The sequence below is a fragment of the Luteibacter sp. 1214 genome (assembly GCF_031455395.1).
Lineage (GTDB): Bacteria > Pseudomonadota > Gammaproteobacteria > Xanthomonadales > Rhodanobacteraceae > Luteibacter > Luteibacter mycovicinus.
This window is the reverse complement of the sequence record NZ_JAVDSQ010000007.1, coordinates 57187-72692: the sequence shown is the minus strand read 5'-3', so window position 1 is coordinate 72692 and position 15506 is coordinate 57187. Positions and strand designations below refer to the sequence as shown.

Annotated in this window: 11 protein-coding genes and 1 tRNA gene; 3 read left to right on the top strand and 9 right to left on the bottom strand. The window is 62.4% G+C overall.

What is annotated here, in order from left to right:
• Window positions 1-56: 56 nt before the first annotated feature.
• Complete coding sequence (locus tag J2X57_RS15660; protein ID WP_309868540.1) at window positions 57-1223, bottom strand: acyl-CoA dehydrogenase family protein; 1167 nt, start codon at window positions 1221-1223, stop codon at window positions 57-59.
• A gap of 165 nt (window positions 1224-1388) precedes the next feature.
• Here J2X57_RS15660 and J2X57_RS15655 point away from each other — a divergent pair, with 165 nt between their 5' ends.
• Genes J2X57_RS15655 through metH form a run of 3 tightly spaced genes read left to right on the top strand, consistent with a single transcriptional unit; the run spans window position 1389 to window position 6102 of the window.
• A complete protein-coding gene (locus J2X57_RS15655; protein WP_036111480.1) occupies window positions 1389-2327 on the top strand; it encodes a metalloregulator ArsR/SmtB family transcription factor in 939 nt (312 codons plus the stop codon).
• Window positions 2324-3406 (top strand): homocysteine S-methyltransferase family protein, encoded by a 1083-nt coding sequence (locus J2X57_RS15650; RefSeq protein WP_043695147.1) that lies wholly within the window; start codon window positions 2324-2326, stop codon window positions 3404-3406. Before J2X57_RS15655 ends, J2X57_RS15650 begins: the two co-directional genes overlap by 4 nt.
• Window positions 3403-6102 carry a methionine synthase gene (gene metH, locus J2X57_RS15645; RefSeq protein WP_309868537.1) on the top strand — a complete coding sequence of 900 codons (2700 nt, stop codon included), beginning with the start codon at window positions 3403-3405 and terminating at the stop codon, window positions 6100-6102. Before J2X57_RS15650 ends, metH begins: the two co-directional genes overlap by 4 nt.
• A 24-nt stretch (window positions 6103-6126) precedes the next feature.
• Here the strand turns inward: metH and J2X57_RS15640 are convergent, their stop codons facing one another.
• From J2X57_RS15640 to J2X57_RS15605, 8 genes are all read right to left on the bottom strand, one after another.
• Window positions 6127-6459, bottom strand: a complete 333-nt coding sequence (locus J2X57_RS15640) for a lipid-A-disaccharide synthase N-terminal domain-containing protein (RefSeq protein ID WP_036111467.1) — start codon at window positions 6457-6459, stop codon at window positions 6127-6129.
• A gap of 98 nt (window positions 6460-6557) precedes the next feature.
• Window positions 6558-6632 (bottom strand) — tRNA-Val (locus J2X57_RS15635).
• 70 nt (window positions 6633-6702) lie between these two features.
• Complete coding sequence (locus J2X57_RS15630; protein WP_051943399.1) at window positions 6703-7308, bottom strand: GspH/FimT family pseudopilin; 606 nt, start codon at window positions 7306-7308, stop codon at window positions 6703-6705.
• A complete protein-coding gene (locus J2X57_RS15625) occupies window positions 7308-7742 on the bottom strand; it encodes a DUF4124 domain-containing protein (protein ID WP_036111465.1) in 435 nt (144 codons plus the stop codon). Before J2X57_RS15625 ends, J2X57_RS15630 begins: the two co-directional genes overlap by 1 nt.
• Window position 7743: 1 nt before the next feature.
• The gene (locus tag J2X57_RS15620) at window positions 7744-8166 is read right to left on the bottom strand and encodes a type IV pilin protein (protein WP_036111464.1); all 423 of its coding nucleotides are present in this window, start codon (window positions 8164-8166) and stop codon (window positions 7744-7746) included.
• A gap of 2 nt (window positions 8167-8168) precedes the next feature.
• The gene (locus tag J2X57_RS15615; RefSeq protein WP_309868530.1) at window positions 8169-13664 is read right to left on the bottom strand and encodes a PilC/PilY family type IV pilus protein; all 5496 of its coding nucleotides are present in this window, start codon (window positions 13662-13664) and stop codon (window positions 8169-8171) included.
• A gap of 20 nt (window positions 13665-13684) precedes the next feature.
• Window positions 13685-14365, bottom strand: coding sequence for a PilX N-terminal domain-containing pilus assembly protein (locus J2X57_RS15610; protein ID WP_036111462.1), 681 nt, complete (start codon window positions 14363-14365; stop codon window positions 13685-13687).
• A gap of 5 nt (window positions 14366-14370) precedes the next feature.
• Window positions 14371-15504, bottom strand: a complete 1134-nt coding sequence (locus J2X57_RS15605) for a PilW family protein (RefSeq protein WP_309868528.1) — start codon at window positions 15502-15504, stop codon at window positions 14371-14373.
• Window positions 15505-15506 lie beyond the last annotated feature (2 nt).

The following is a 15506-nucleotide window of genomic DNA, read 5'->3' as shown; positions in this document are numbered from 1 at the left end:
AAAAAAGGCCCCGGAATAACCGGGGCCCGTTCGTGTCCGCTCGAGTCGATGATTGCTCAGCGCAACCCGGTCTCCGAGCGCGCAATCACCAGCCGCTGAATCTCACTCGTACCCTCGTAGATCTCCGTGATCTTGGCATCGCGGAAATAACGCTCCAGCGGCATTTCTTTCGAGTAGCCCATGCCACCATGGATCTGCACGGCCTGATGGGTGATCCACATGGCGGCTTCCGACGCCACCAGCTTGGCCATCGAAGCCTCGGTACCGAAACGGCCGCCGTTCTTGTCGGTCTGGGCCTTGGTCCATGCGGCACGCAGGGTCAGCAGCAGCGCCGCATCCAGCTTGCACTTCATGTCGGCGATCTTGGCCTGGGTCATCTGGAACGTGCCGATCGGGTGACCGAACGCCTTGCGGTCCCGCGACCACTGCAGGGTGGCTTCGTAGGCGGCACGCGCGATGCCCACCGCCTGCGACGCGATACCGATACGACCGGCATCCAGCACGCCCATGGCGATACCGAACCCCTTGCCCTCTTCACCGAGCATGTCTTCCTGCGGGCAGATGTAGTCGTGAAACTCGATCTCGCAGGTGGCCGAGGCGCGAATGCCGAGCTTCGGCTCCGTCTTGCCGGCAAGAAAACCCGCCCGCTTCGTGTCGATGATGAAGGCCGACACGCCACGCGCACCCATGCCGGGCGTCGTCACCGCGAACAGCACGATGTAGCGAGCGACCGGACCGGAGGTGATCCAGCTCTTCTTGCCGTTGATGACCCAGTCGCCGTCGGCATTCTTCACCGCGCGCGTGTGCATGTTGGACGCGTCGGAGCCGGACTGCGGTTCGGTCAGGGCATAGGCGCCAATGGCCTCGCCGGACGCGATGGCGCGCACGTACTTCTGCTTCTGGTCTTCCGTGCCGTTCTTGAGGATGCCGTTGCAGAACAGCGAATTGTTCACCGACATGATCGTCGAGGTGGCGGCATCGGCCGCGGCGATCTCCACCATGGCCAGCACGTAGGACACGGGATCCATGCCTGCGCCGCCGTATTCCTCGGGCACTTCGATGCCCATCAGGCCCAGCTGACCCATTTCCTGGATGTTTTCCAGGGGAAACTCACCCTTCGCGTCGAACTCGGCGGCGACCGGGGCGATGCGCTTCTGGGCGAAGTCGCGGGCAATGGACTGAATCGACAGCTGGTCGTCGGTAAAGCGGAAATCCATGGACATTCCTCGCGCCGGCCGGAAGGACGGCAAGTCTTGGGGTGGGGACTAGCCGGTCATTCTAACGGTCGTTCGAGAGCTTGCCGCTCTGCACTGCAACATGCGGCCTTGACGCTGGCCGGGGCGGGCCTCATCCTTACGCATCTTTCTATCGCGATATAAGGATGCAGGATGGACCTGTCGACGGCCTCCACGGTGCTCCGACTCCTGGCCGACCCGACTCGCGTCCGCCTGCTCGCCCTTCTGGACCGCGAGGAACTGACCGTCGCCGAGCTGGCGGCCGTGCTGCATCTGGCCCAGCCGCGCGTGTCGACCCATCTGGCCAAGCTCAAGGAGGCCGAGCTGGTGCGCGATCGCCGGGCCGGCGTGTCGGCCTATTATCGGGCCAACGCCGAGGCGGATCCTACGCTCGCCGCCCTGGTGGCCTCCCTGCGTGACACGCTTAGCGACGCCCTGCTCAAGGAGGATGCCGAACGGCTTCCCGCGGTTCTCGCCCAACGGGCCCGGGCCGAGGGCTGGGCGGATACCGTCGCCGGCGACATGGAGCGTCATTATTCGCCGGGTCGCACCTGGGAAACGCTGGCGCGCTCGCTGTTGCAGTTGCTGGCGACCGGCGATGTCCTGGATATCGCCTCCGGCGATGGCGTTACGGCGGAACTGCTCGCACCGCATGCCCACTCGATCGTCTGCATCGACAGTTCGGAACGCGTCGTCGACGCGGCGCGGCAGCGGCTGAGCACCTTCCGCAATGTCGACGTACGTACGGGCGACATGCACGCGCTGGACCTCGAGGACGGCCGTTTCGACCTTGTCCTGCTGCTGCACGCCCTCACGTATTCGGAGCGTCCCGAAGCCGTGTTCAGCGAGGTGGCGCGGGTGCTGAAGCCCGGAGGTCGCGTGCTGGCGTCCACCCTTGGCGAACACGACCACCGCGCGGTGGTCGAGCCGTTCGATCATCGCAACCTCGGCTTCACCTGCGATGCCCTGACCGCCCTGGCGCGGAACGCCGGTCTGGACGTGGTCAGCTGCGAGCGCCTGAGCCGCGAGCGCCGTTCACCCCATTTCGAAGTCATCAGTCTGCTTGCCCGCAAGCCCGGAGGCACCCCATGAGCACCCTGCCCTGGCTCCATCCCGATCGTGTCGCCCTGATCCAGAAGGGACTCGCCGAACGCATCATGATCCTCGACGGCGGCATGGGCACCATGTTGCAGGGCCACCGGCTCGACGAGGCCGGCTATCGCGGCGATCGCTTCGCCGGCGGCCTCGACAGCACGCACACGCACGAGCACGACCACCCGGGCGAATGCGATCTGAAGGGCAACAACGACCTGCTCCTGCTGACGCAGCCGGACATCATCCGCGGCGTGCACACCGCGTATCTCGAAGCGGGAGCGGACTTTGTCGAGACCAATACGTTCAACGCCACGCGCGTGAGTCAGGCCGACTATCATCTCGAACACCTCGTGCCCGAACTGAACCGCGAAGGCGCGCGCATCGCCCGCGAAGCCTGCGACGCGATGACCGCGATCACGCCGGACCGCCCGCGCTTCGTCATCGGCGTACTCGGGCCGACCAGCCGTACCGCGTCGATCTCTCCCGACGTGAACGACCCGGGCTTTCGCAACATCGATTTCGAGTCGCTCAAGGCCAACTACGTGGAAGCCGCGCGCGCGCTCATCGAAGGCGGCGCCGATACGATCATGGTCGAGACGATCTTCGACACGCTCAACGCGAAAGCCGCGCTGTTCGCCCTGAGCGAATTGTTCGACACGCTCGGCGCGCGCGTCCCCGTCATGATCTCGGGCACCATCACCGACCGCTCCGGCCGCACGCTGTCGGGACAGACGGCGGAGGCGTTCTTCTACTCGGTCGAACACATCCAGCCACTGTCCGTCGGCCTGAACTGCGCACTCGGCGCGGAAGATCTGCGCCCGCATGTGCAGATGCTCTCGCGCATTGCCGGCAGCGCCATCAGCACCCATCCGAACGCGGGCCTGCCCAATGCGTTCGGCGAGTACGACGAAAGCCCCGAGAGCATGGCCGAGACGATCCGCGGGTTCGCCGAGGAAGGCCTGATCAACATCGTCGGTGGCTGTTGTGGCACCACGCCGGCGCATATCGCCGCCATCGCAGCCGCTGTCGCGCCTTATCCGCCGCGTCAGCCCAGGGACACCGCGCAAGCCGCATGAGCATTCGATACACCCGCCTTTCCGGCCTCGAACCGCTGGTCCTCACGCCGGACCTGAACTTCATCAACGTCGGTGAACGTACCAACGTCACCGGTTCGGCGCAGTTTCGCAAGCTGATCAAGGAGGGCCGCTACGAAGAAGCGGTGGATGTCGCGCGCCAGCAGGTCGAAAACGGTGCGCAGATCATCGACATCAACATGGACGAAGGCCTGATCGATTCCGAAGCCGCGATGACGCGCTTCGTGAACCTGATCTCTTCCGAGCCGGACATCGCACGCGTACCGATCATGGTCGACTCCTCCAAGTGGAGCGTCATCGAGGCCGGCCTGCGCTGCATGCAGGGCAAGGGCATCGTCAATTCCATCTCGATGAAGGAAGGTGTCGACGCGTTTCTCGAGCATGCGCGCAAGGTGCGCCAGTACGGCGCCGCCGTGGTGGTCATGGCTTTCGACGAAGTCGGCCAGGCCGATACGAAGGAGCGCAAGATCGAGATCTGCTCGCGCGCCTACGAGTTGCTGGTGAACGAGGTGAACTTCCCGCCGGAAGACATCATTTTCGATCCCAATATCTTCGCCGTGGCGACCGGCATCGAGGAACACAACAACTACGCGGTGGACTTCATCGAGGCCACGCGCGAACTGAAAAAACGGTTTCCCGCGTCGCATATTTCCGGCGGCGTCTCCAATGTGTCGTTTTCGTTCCGCGGCAACAACCCGGTCCGTGAAGCCATCCACTCCGTGTTCCTGTATCACGCGATCGCCGCGGGCATGGACATGGGTATCGTCAACGCCGGCGGCCTGTCGATCTACGACGACCTGCCGGAAGAGTTGCGTGAGCGCGTCGAGGACGTCGTACTCAATCGCCGCGCCGATGCCACGGAGCGCCTGCTCGAGGTTGCCGACAAGTACAAGGGCGGCAAGGGGGAAGTCGCCGTGGAGACGGCGGCCTGGCGCGAAAAGCCCGTCATCGAACGCCTGACCCATGCCCTCGTGCATGGCATCGACCAGTACGTCGTGGAGGACACCGAAGAGGCGCGGCAGCTGTCGGCACGTCCGCTCGACGTCATCGAAGGTCCGCTGATGACCGGCATGAACGTCGTCGGCGACCTGTTCGGTGCGGGCAAGATGTTCCTGCCCCAGGTGGTGAAGTCGGCACGTGTCATGAAGCGCGCGGTAGCTCACCTCATCCCGTACATCGAAGAAGAAAAGAAGATCTCGGGGAACGCGACGAAGAACAACGGCAAGATCGTGCTGGCGACAGTCAAGGGCGATGTCCACGACATCGGCAAGAACATCGTCGGCGTGGTGCTCCAGTGCAACAACTTCGAGGTCATCGACCTTGGCGTGATGGTGCCGACGCAGAAAATTCTCGACGTCGCGCGTGCTGAGAATGCCGACATCATTGGCCTCTCAGGACTGATTACGCCGTCGCTTGAAGAGATGAGCCAGGTCGCGCGCGAGATGCAGCGCCAGGATTTTCATGTGCCGCTGATGATCGGCGGTGCCACGACCTCGCGCGCCCACACGGCGTTGCGTATCGAGCCGCACTACAAATCGCCCACCGTGTGGGTGAAAGACGCCTCTCGCGCCGTCGGCGTCGCACAGTCGCTGGTCAGCAAGGACCTCGTCGACGATTTCATGGCCAAGGTGCGCTCCGAATACGCCGAGGTGCGTGAGCGCCACAGGGGCCGTGGGACGGGTAAGCAGCTGGTACCCCTGACCAAGGCACGCGCGCAACGCTTTCAGGGCGACTGGGAGGCGTACACGCCACCGACGCCGCGTGCGCCCGGTATCACCGTCTTCGACGACTACGACCTGGCCGAGTTGCGTCGCTACATCGACTGGTCGCCGTTCTTCAACGCATGGGAACTCGCCGGCAAGTTCCCCGCCATCCTCACCGACGAGATCGTCGGCACCCAGGCGACGGAGCTCTACGACGACGCGCAGGCGATGCTCGATAAGCTCATCGCTGAGAAATGGCTCACCGCCAAGGGCGTCATCGGTTTCTGGCCGGCGGCGCAGAGCGGCGACAGCATCGAGGTTTACGCCGATCCCGGCGTGGGCAAGCGCAAGCCGGTAGCGATGCTGCACCACCTGCGCCAGCAGGTGGACAAGCCGGTGGAGCGTCCCGACTTCTGTCTGGCCGACTTCGTCGCACCGAAGGACAGCGGCGTACAGGACTGGGTCGGCGGCTTCGCCGTCACGGCCGGCATCGGCATCGATGAGCACGTGGCGCGCTTCGAGGCCAGTCACGACGACTATTCGTCGATCCTGCTCAAGGCGCTGGCCGACCGGCTGGCGGAAGCTTTCGCCGAACGCCTGCACGAACGCGTCCGCAAGGAGTTCTGGGGCTACGAGCCCGAGGAGTCGCTGGACAACGACTCCCTGATCGCCGAAGCCTACCGGGGCATCCGCCCTGCCCCCGGCTATCCCGCGTGCCCCGAGCACAGCGAGAAGCGCACCCTGTTCGATCTGCTGGACGCGACGACGCACACCACCGTGCAGCTCACCGACAGCTTTGCGATGTATCCCACCGCGGCGGTATCGGGCTGGTACTTCTCGCATCCGGCCAGCCAGTACTTCGTGGTGGGCCGCCTGACCCGCGAGCAGGTCGACGACTATGCGAAGCGCAAGGACTGGGACCGGACCGAAGCGGAGCGCTGGCTGGCCCCGTATCTGGACTACGACCCCGACTGAAAGAGGGGCGCGACCGCCGCCGCCTCAGTTGTCCTCGGCGCCGCCAGGCTTGACCCGTTCCTTCGTATCGCGGTTCCTGAGATGCGCGAAGACGTTGTAAAAGGAGACGAGCATGGGGAACGCGGTCTGGATGATACCGACCGAGTCGTTCTTGCCCCAGATGAAGTACGCCAGGGTAAGGATGCTGCCGCTGACCGACAGGTACCAGAAGGACATGGGCACGGTGACCTGCTTGTTCTTCCTGGTGGCGTAAAACTGGACGAACCACCGGGCCGTGAACAGGATCGTGCCCAGAAGGCCGATGATCTTCCAGGGCGTCAGGGTCAGCAGGTGAAGATCGGCGAGGGCTTCGTGCATGGCGGGATCCAGGGGCGGCAACCGGCGCATTGTACCGGCGGGAAGCACAGAGAAAGCCAAAAAAAACCCGGCGCGAGGCCGGGTTTTTCAGTATCCGATGGTGGGCGGTACAAGGATCGAACTTGTGACACCTGCCGTGTGAAGGCAGTGCTCTACCGCTGAGCTAACCGCCCATCGCGAGCCGGGGATTCTACGGATCCATCGGTCGATCGTCAATGGGGCGCCCGCGTTTCGCTATCCTTTTCACGTCGGCTTACAGTAAGCCTGGGCCTGGTCCGCGTCGGCCGATGAGGGCAACGGGGTTACTCCCGACCGTCCCGATGCCTGGATATCGAAACGGCGCCCTGTCGCACGCACGGTGCTCTGCCCGGCAGCGCCGCTGCCGCGTTTTGCGCAAAGGAAAAGACTCAGCGCGCCGGCGGGCGACGCACCGCGAGCGGTGAATGTGATGATCTTCCCGGAATTCTGCGCGAGCAACGATACGTTCGATACCGCCTGAGCCACGCGCACAAGCTTGTCGCTGGTCGCATAAGCCGCCCCGGACGTCGGCGATGTGTACATGATCCAGCCTACGCTGAAGTCGTTGCTGTCCTCGCATTGCGGCTCGGTAGCCGACGCGTTTCTGCTCGGGCACATCGACACGAAGCGGTTCTGGCTGATAGCCGTGGAACGGGCCAAACGCAACGCGCCGAGAAATTCATTTGCCTGTGACTCCACCGCATTACGTCGCATGAAATCGGCAAAATTCGGCGCAGCGAGAGCCGCGAGGATGGCGAGCACGGTCACTGTGACCACAAGCTCGATGAGCGTGAAACCGCGACTGGTACGCGGCATGACGTGAACGGTCATTACCGACCTCCCCCATCGCAGTAGTTACCGATATCCGTCTGCGCGGTACGAGTCGCCGCCTCGCGCTGGCCGGCGTCAAGCCGTTTCGCACTGGCTGGATCGTTTCCGTCGACCAGCAGGGCACCGCTGGAAAGCGTCGCAAGATTAGCTCGTGCACGTTCGCAGTTACGCTTACGTGCCTCAGCCTCGGCCTGCGCCAGAGCGCCGGATGAAGGCGCATCTCCGTCCTTCATGGCAACGGGTGAGGCGACCGGTGCCCTCGCATCCGCCTTGACCCTGATGGTACTGGCCGTCGCACCCGCAGAGGGAGGCTGGTCGGCGTAATGAACCGCCCCTTGGGCATCGGTCCACTTGTACACGCTCTGCGCCGTTGCAGCGGCACTGGTGAGCAGAAGCGCGAGCACAATCGTCGCTGGCATCAGCCGCATGCTCATGTCACTTGCTCCAGCAGGCCGGGTCATCGGCCTTGGTGCCCGTTGACCCCTGGGCGCCGAGGTTGTTGAGCGTCAGCGTGGCGCAGGCCACGTCGCTCTTCGCCTGATCCCCCTGAGCGTTGGCCCTTACGACGAAAGCACTGCTCGACGCGCTGGCGACCTCGATCGTGTAGCGATCGCCCGCCATGCCGGCGCTGCCGTTAAGGTCGCTTACGAGGTTTGCCGAGTACGCGTTCTTCGTGTAGTAAAAACGCTCCTCGCGAGCCGCCACGTCCACAAGCGCCGTCTGAGCATCCACACGGTGCGCACGTATCACGTAGCGTCGGTAGGAAGGGATCGCGACCGCGGCGAGAATCGCTACGATGAGCAAGGCAATCACGAGTTCGATCAACGTAAAACCACGCGCATTCCGTTGGTGCGTCATCATCAGTTCCCGAGAGGTTCGCGCCAGGACGTTTCGCCACTGGTGACGGGGTCGAGCGTCACGACGTCCTTGCAGACGATGGCGCCGGTGGAGGTCTGCGTGCAGGCCGTGACTTTCTTGCTGCCGTTGGGATCGTTCGAGATGTTACCTGCATGCAGGCTTGGCGACGACGGCAGACCCTGGCCCAGCGACTGCGACGGATTAGCAAGCTGCTTTCCGCCCGTCGTACCAAAGAAGGCCTGCGGATCGGCGGTGCCGGTCTTGTAGTTGAGCCCGAACAAATTAGCGGTACCCAGACCCGTACAGATCGATGTACCTGGGACATAGGTCGCTGTCAAAAGAAGCCCGCCGAGCAACGATTGTGCACTAACCACGCGCTCGGCCGGATTATTGGCGCTCGAGGAAAGCACCCGGTACCAGCCCGCGACTTTCGGATCGTCGAAGGCCTGCTGCAAGGTGGTGAAATTGTTTACGTCACCCGGAATCAGCCCATTCTTGGCCACGCCGTCGACCGCCGCGGAAGCGTAGACATTGAGTGCGCTCACATCGACCAGCGTGCTGGCGGAGGGTGCCGTCGACGCCTGCGGGTCAGTCTTGGCCAGCAAGGTGTTGTCGATGATGCCGTAGATCCGCTGGGCCATCGACGTCGCTTTATCCGCCGTGGTGAACATGCGACCCGTACCGAAGAAAATCATCGGTACGCCGCGATCGTTATTGCCGAGCGTCGGACGCACGGTCACCGGCAAACCATTAGGCGCCGCGTCGGTTTTCAGGGCGAGCATGACACCGCCCTTCCACTTATTGGCATCCGGCTCGCCATTGATGGCGATTTTCCATAAATCGCCGCCGAAGTCATTCGTACCGGCATCGCGCACGCTTCCGAAATACAAACCTTCCGACTTGCCGTCGAGGTTGAAATCGGACGCGATGAGATCGCCCGCAAAGCTCTTCGCACCGTCCGCGCCTGCGTCCCAGGACTTGGCTGGCGTGATCGAATGACTGCTGCCAGCCAGGTCGGCCACGTTGTAGATATTGACGCGCAAGTTAGCCGAGGACGCGACCCGCTTTGCATCCGTCGGACCGGATCCGATGGCCAGATAGAACTGGTTGGGCGCGTCAGTCGATGCGTCGCGGATGATGGCGACTGCAGGCGTCGACAGCGCACGTGCCCCGGCGAAGCGAAGCTCGGCCAGAACCTTGGGGGGATTTTCGGGATCGGTCACATCCATGACGACGTAAGCGGATTCGGATGTCACCGGCGCCGTGGTCTTCCCGTCGGTCGAGGTATCCACGGAGATCGTGCCGCCACCGAGACGGAAGGGCACCACGAGGAACGTGCCCCAGCCGCCGACGTGAACCGAATCGCCCGTTCCGGTCGGGAACACCTTGGCGTCGAACGCGACCGGCGTGCCATCCACGTAGTACGTGTGACGATACGACGGATCGGTCAGCCAGCGAAGATGCGGCAGCAAATTGCCCGGAACGTACGCCCACACCTCACCGCCCAGAGGATGCGCGGTGCGGGTCACGCCCGCGGGCTGCGGGCCGGTAGGGTCGCGATCGGTCGGCGTACACACCTTGGTGCTGGGCTGGGTGGTGAATGCCCGGCAACTGGTGTTATAGAACCCCCCATTAAAGGCATGCAGCATGCCGTCGTTGGCACCCACATAGACCATCTGTCGCCGGTTGCGATACGCCGTGCGATACGTCGCGTACGTCGTGTCGTTGTATAGCAAATCGTAGGACTCGGCCGGTGCCGAAACCACGAGCGGTGTCGAGTTGATGATGTCGCCCAGACGGCCGACACGCCCCTTCAGTGCCGCGGTCGTACCGAAGTCCACCGTACGGTTGCGCAGCGCCTTGCTCTCGGTACCTCGAATCCAGCTGATGATCGACTGCGCTTCCGTCACCTTGTCGGTATTGAGGAAGCGGTATGTGGTGGAGGTAAAACCGTCACTGCCCTTGGAATCCCACATGAACGGCTTGATTTCGCCATCGTCGACGATGCCGTTAGCGTTGGCATCGATCCAGGTAAAGATATAGCGCCCGTTTGCCGTGCTGAAAGGCGTGCCGTAGGCGCGCTGGGTGTCCGTGACCAGCGCCGGATCCCACAGGGCGCTCTCCGCGTTCCACAGGTAATTCAGATCCGACAGTTCCACCGTGGTCGTGGTACCCGGATCGAACTTGGTGTCGCTCTTGCTCGTGTAGCGAACGGCCTGGGTACGCTGCGTCGTCGCTTGGTAGGCGTACTGGATCACCGGATCCGTGTTGTAGTCATCCAGCTGACCGTTGTGATTGCCGTCCTCGCGCAGGAGGCCGAACTGGTCGGTCCACAAGCCGGTAAGCGAGCCCAGCCATGTGGCACGCTTGCCGTTCGTGTCGGTACGCTCCGCCTCATAAATCGCGGAATAAGTCACGCCTGTACCATTGGCACTCGAGGACACAGTCGCGGCAGCGGTGCCCGACGAGATCTTTGCAAGGATCTTGCGGAACAGGGCGTCCAGCGAGGACTCAAGTTTGCCCGGATCGCTCACCAGGAAGTAGTTATCCGGCGTACCGGCGCCCGTCGAATCCCACTTGCTGGTGTCTGTGGGATCCATGTTGTTGAATGGGGTGTCTGTGCCGTCCGCCTTGCTCGTGTCGACGCGAAAGCCACCCCACTTGGAGGCATACAGCAGCGGATCGCTCAGCGTGCCCGCACTGGTAGTACCGATGGCGTACTTGGCCATGGTGGCGGCGTTACTGACATCGCAGCTGGCGCACCCGCCCGAACCATTGATCACACCATTACCGTTGAGTTTTGTCGTGCCGGTAGCGTCGTACACGTCGATCGTCGCCGGGTCGGTAAAGCCGAAGCTATAGATGCCCGAGTGAAAGTGAGGGCCGTCCTTGGTCGTACCCGAGATGATGTAACCGAAGCCCTGACCATTGCTCGTCGATGCGGCCACGGGCCGGGTAGTCACCCTGACCTCGTTGGCGGTCACTTCGTAAGAGATGATGCCCCACATGTCCTGGTCGTAGTCACCACCGGCGAAACTGTCCTCCCAGTTGGCGTAAAGCGTACCCGTGTTCTTGGTGGCCGACGTGGTCTGGCTGAGCACCTTGAAATCGACCAGTGCGCCACCGCCGATCACCGTGTTGGTTACCCCGCCGGTCTTGATGCCATACGACAGACGATAGGCCGGAATGATTGTTACGGTCTTGCCATTGCTGTTTGGCACCGCGATGCGGATCTGCGGAGTGTTGGTCGCAAGCTGCACGCCGAACGTGTTGACTCTCAACGAAGTCTTGTCGGTCGACGCGACGATCGGATTGTTACTGGAATCGTTGCCGAGGTTACGGATCGGCATCACATGCGCGCCGTAAGCCGCACCGGCGATCAGGTAGCCACCCTTGAGCGCGGGGACCTCGGGGCAGATACCGTAAGCGGCGGACAGGCTCGAAATGGTCTTCGCCGAGCAGAGATCCGCCCCGGTCGTCGAGCCACTGACATTGCCGACAAAAAAGCTCTTCCCGGTGATGCCTTCCGAGGTGCCGAGGTCATCCGTCCACTTGGACACCGTCTTTCCGGTAGCAAGGTCATTGAAACCGGCAGTATCGTCGGTGTCGTAGCTCAGCGAGCTTGCATTGAAGTTGATGACGTTGAGGGCCGCGCAGAAGTTGGCTTCGCTGATCGGGTCCTGCCAGGTCGCGACGACGGAAAGGCCCAGGCTCTTGTCTTCCGCTCCGCTGGAAAAGGCCGAGTTAGGCTGCTTTCCGGCCAGGTAGCGAAGCGTCTCGACATAGCTCTCGGCCATGGGGTTACCCCAGGACGAACAGTTGCCCTCGGCGACGATGGCCTTGCTGGTGTCTGCCGTCTTGCCAATGCCGATCTGCTGATAGCCACAACCGTTATTGGAACCGCCGTAGTTGGCGTTACCGTCGTTGTAGTTGTATCCGTAGATGCGGAGGGCATTGATGTTCGAGATGATGCCCTTGTTCGTCGCGCCCGTCAGAAAGATGCCGGTGTTCGGATCGATTTCGTTGCTGATGAAGTCGCCTTCGTTTACTCCGGGCCCGGGCAGGGCCGCCCGAAGCACACCGCCCGACGCATTGTGGTCGAATGTCGGTGTAACAAGGCCGAATTTGATGTTGCCGGTCTCGGCGTACTTCTGCAGAAGACCGACCGGCTTGTTTGACGTGGCCGAACCGTTGACGTACTGCTTGCAGTTCTCGGTAGCCATTTTTCCGGCAACACAAACCTGCACGCGCGCGATGAACTCGCCGCTGTTGGTAGTCGACGTGTTGGCCGGGTTCTCGGCGGAAGAGTTCAGACCCGAGTAGGCGTTGCGGTTTCCGTTGCTCCGAAACCCATCAACGAATCCATTCTGCGTATTGCTGTCTTCGCTGAGCCAGCGGCACTGGCGCTTCTCATTGGAACCCCATAGCGCATAGTCACCGAACGCCATGCGGATCAGAGGATTCGCATTGGATGTCTGCGACAACTGATTGCCACTGGGCACGGGCGACGAGTTGCAGAACGAGATGCCCTGCTGGCTCATGTTGTACACCGTCCAGGTCGAGGCGTTGCGCAGGGTCGCGATCGTGGTGTCGCATTTGGCGCCCGTACAAGCCATGTTCGTCGTCACGCCCGCGCTGGTCGACGTCACCATGTTGCTTTCGATGTGTAACGTTATCTTGAAGCTGCCGTTCGAACCGGTGACCGACCGGACGGGGGCCAGGATGGTCTGATTGTCGCTCGTCACTACCTTGATCTGATCACCCACGGATGCAGTCAGTTTGCTACCCACAGACAACTGAAGAGACCAGATGGAAACGTTGCCGTAGTTTCCGTCCGCAGCGGTGCTGCCGTTGCTGGACGTCAGACTCGACGGACTCATTGCACCCGTCGATGGCGCGGCGGTGGCGGGATCGTAGGGCGTGAGCTTGGCGATATCCGCGCCATTGTAATATTTGGCGTACGAGTGCGCATCCGCAGGAAGGAATGCGCGTTCCAGCACGGTATTGCTCGTCGTATCGGTAGAGCGCAGACCGCCATACAGGATCTTGCGGACCTCGTCCATGCGCGTCATGGACACCCAGTTGAGGAAGTTGCCCGACCACTGCTTGCTACAGTAATTGGTCGAATCCACCGCATTGCCCGGTGTGAAATACCCATTTCCCGCGTCGTACGTATAGCAGCGCTTCGGATCGAAATAACCCGCATAAGTCAGGCTGTTCTTGTAGGTCGTGTCGAGCACCTGATCGCCGTCGAGGTCGGTGAAATCGTTGTACGCCTTGTAGAACAACTGATGGTCACGCGAGAGATTCAGCATGACCAGAGGCGCGGCACCGGCGATGCCCAGCGGCGGGTCGAGCGCGTAATTGGCGGCACGCTGCGTCGCCGCGTCGGAGATCGCATCGGCGCGCACGACCGGCACCGTGCCGAAACCGCTGGCTACCATGGCCACAAGGAATCCGATCAGCAGACCGCGACGGCCTGTGGGGGAACGTTTCATCGTCGATATCCTCGGCGCCATCAGTGGATCATCTGGTGGTATTGGGTATGCGTCGTCGCGGCACCGTCACCTGGTGCGGTCGCGACACTTCGAATTTCGAAGAACATTTCGGCACCGCCGTTGGCCGAGCCGACGCCCAGCCCGCGGTAGCCCGCGGCCTGCGCCCCGCCGGCGCCTTTGCTCAGAGTGGTGCCGTCCGGGACGATCGCCACCGATGCGCCGATGTTTCCGGCACAGGACTGCGTTCCGGTATCGCAGATGGCAACCACCATGTCGGGACGCCAGGTACTCGGGTCGTAGAGGGTTTCGGCTTTGGTGCTTCCGCATGCAGGCTGCAGTTGCCCGTAAAACAGCGATGGAGCATTGGTGGAGCAGTCTTTCTGCAGCGCCTTTTTCGCTTCGTCCAGAAGCGCCGATGGCACATCCGTCGTATAAGTGAACTCCGAGTCGGGCACATCACCCTTAAATGACACGGGCCAACCACGTGCATAAACGTGCTCGTCGAACAACGCAACGGGAATGCTTCGCAGAGCCTCCGATGCCTCGAAGGCGGTCTCGTGGCGTGCCGTGTTGGTCACCATGCGCATTTCCGAAAGCGTGCCACGCATCGCGATGACAGCGACGATCGACAACACCAGCAGAAAGATCATGCCCACGAAGAGTGCGATGCCTCGCTGGCGCGCCTTGGGAAGGAATGGCATCGGGATCATCCTCGTACTCTGTTACGGAGCAGCACGACCTGGGTATTCAGGCTGCGAAAGTACTGCTGCGGTTTGTCGCCATATGCACTGTCGGGCGCATTGCTGCAGAGGTTGGTCTCGGTGGTCGTCGGATGGCCGATCGAACCGTCGTTCTTGATTTCGTAGGCGCAGTGCGCGTTCAGGGTGAACGTACCCGCGTGCGGCAGGCGAACGTCGCGGGCGCTGGCGCGAGCAACGAAGGTCGCACGCACCTGTGTGACGGCGGGCCACACGGCATCCGACGCCTTCACCCATCTGCCGGGCTTGGTGGTAGGCGCACCGCCGACAGGCGACGCATACTCGAAGCTCAGCTGCTCAATGCCGTCCACGACGACTTCGGAAACAACGCCGCCCGCGGCATTCAGACGCAACCGGACCAGCGACGGTGACCGCGCTTGACGATCGCCGTCATCGTCCGTGCCACACACACCGTCGCTACCGGGGTCCGCGCAGGGGCGCAGGTAATACATCTCAAGCTGATACGGATAGACGTAGCGACCGGTCGGCTTAGGCAGGGTCGACGCCGGTACAGCATCGTCACGGCGTAGCAGCGCGGCCTGCTGGCCCACGCCCGACACGATGAAAATGCTGGTCTGGTTCGGGACGATGTTTGGATCGGTCGAATCGAACGACGGCGTATCAGCCCCCTTGGCGGGGTCGTAACCGTGCGTGTCCGCATAACGGACCACAACCACGTCCGATCCCTTGACATAGTTGGCGTCGTCGACGCAGCCTGCGATCGGGAATTTGTTGCCGCCGTCATAACCATAGATGCCATTCTGGTGGCTGGCATCTCCGACGTTCAGCACCCACGCGGCATCGCATCCGGTTTCGCCGATGCCAGTCGTGTTGGTCGTCGGTGAAATGGCACCCGGTTTGACGCCACCCCAGAAATCAGCCATTCGCAGGGACCAGGCGAGACGTGCCGCGGCGAAGCGGACGTTCTCCTGATTGAAGTTATTGCCCTGTTGCATGCTGTAGGCCTGGCGCGCACCCATCGTCACACTGATGATGCCGCCGACGATAAGCAGCCCCAGAACCAGGGAGATCATCATCTCGACCAAGGAAAAACCTTTCGAACGATAGGAATCGCTGCGCATCG

Excerpts from the sequence above, each read along its gene's own strand:
- J2X57_RS15660 (WP_309868540.1), bottom strand. The coding sequence starts at position 1,223 with ATGTCCATGGATTTCCGCTTTACCGACGACCAGCTGTCGATTCAGTCC.
- J2X57_RS15655 (WP_036111480.1), top strand. The coding sequence starts at position 1,389 with ATGGACCTGTCGACGGCCTCCACGGTGCTCCGACTCCTGGCCGACCCG.
- J2X57_RS15650 (WP_043695147.1), top strand. The coding sequence starts at position 2,324 with ATGAGCACCCTGCCCTGGCTCCATCCCGATCGTGTCGCCCTGATCCAG.
- metH (WP_309868537.1), top strand. The coding sequence starts at position 3,403 with ATGAGCATTCGATACACCCGCCTTTCCGGCCTCGAACCGCTGGTCCTC.
- J2X57_RS15640 (WP_036111467.1), bottom strand. The coding sequence starts at position 6,459 with ATGCACGAAGCCCTCGCCGATCTTCACCTGCTGACCCTGACGCCCTGG.
- J2X57_RS15630 (WP_051943399.1), bottom strand. The coding sequence starts at position 7,308 with ATGACCGTTCACGTCATGCCGCGTACCAGTCGCGGTTTCACGCTCATC.
- J2X57_RS15625 (WP_036111465.1), bottom strand. The coding sequence starts at position 7,742 with ATGAGCATGCGGCTGATGCCAGCGACGATTGTGCTCGCGCTTCTGCTC.
- J2X57_RS15620 (WP_036111464.1), bottom strand. The coding sequence starts at position 8,166 with ATGACGCACCAACGGAATGCGCGTGGTTTTACGTTGATCGAACTCGTG.
- J2X57_RS15615 (WP_309868530.1), bottom strand. The coding sequence starts at position 13,664 with ATGAAACGTTCCCCCACAGGCCGTCGCGGTCTGCTGATCGGATTCCTT.
- J2X57_RS15610 (WP_036111462.1), bottom strand. The coding sequence starts at position 14,365 with ATGCCATTCCTTCCCAAGGCGCGCCAGCGAGGCATCGCACTCTTCGTG.
- J2X57_RS15605 (WP_309868528.1), bottom strand. The coding sequence starts at position 15,504 with ATGCGCAGCGATTCCTATCGTTCGAAAGGTTTTTCCTTGGTCGAGATG.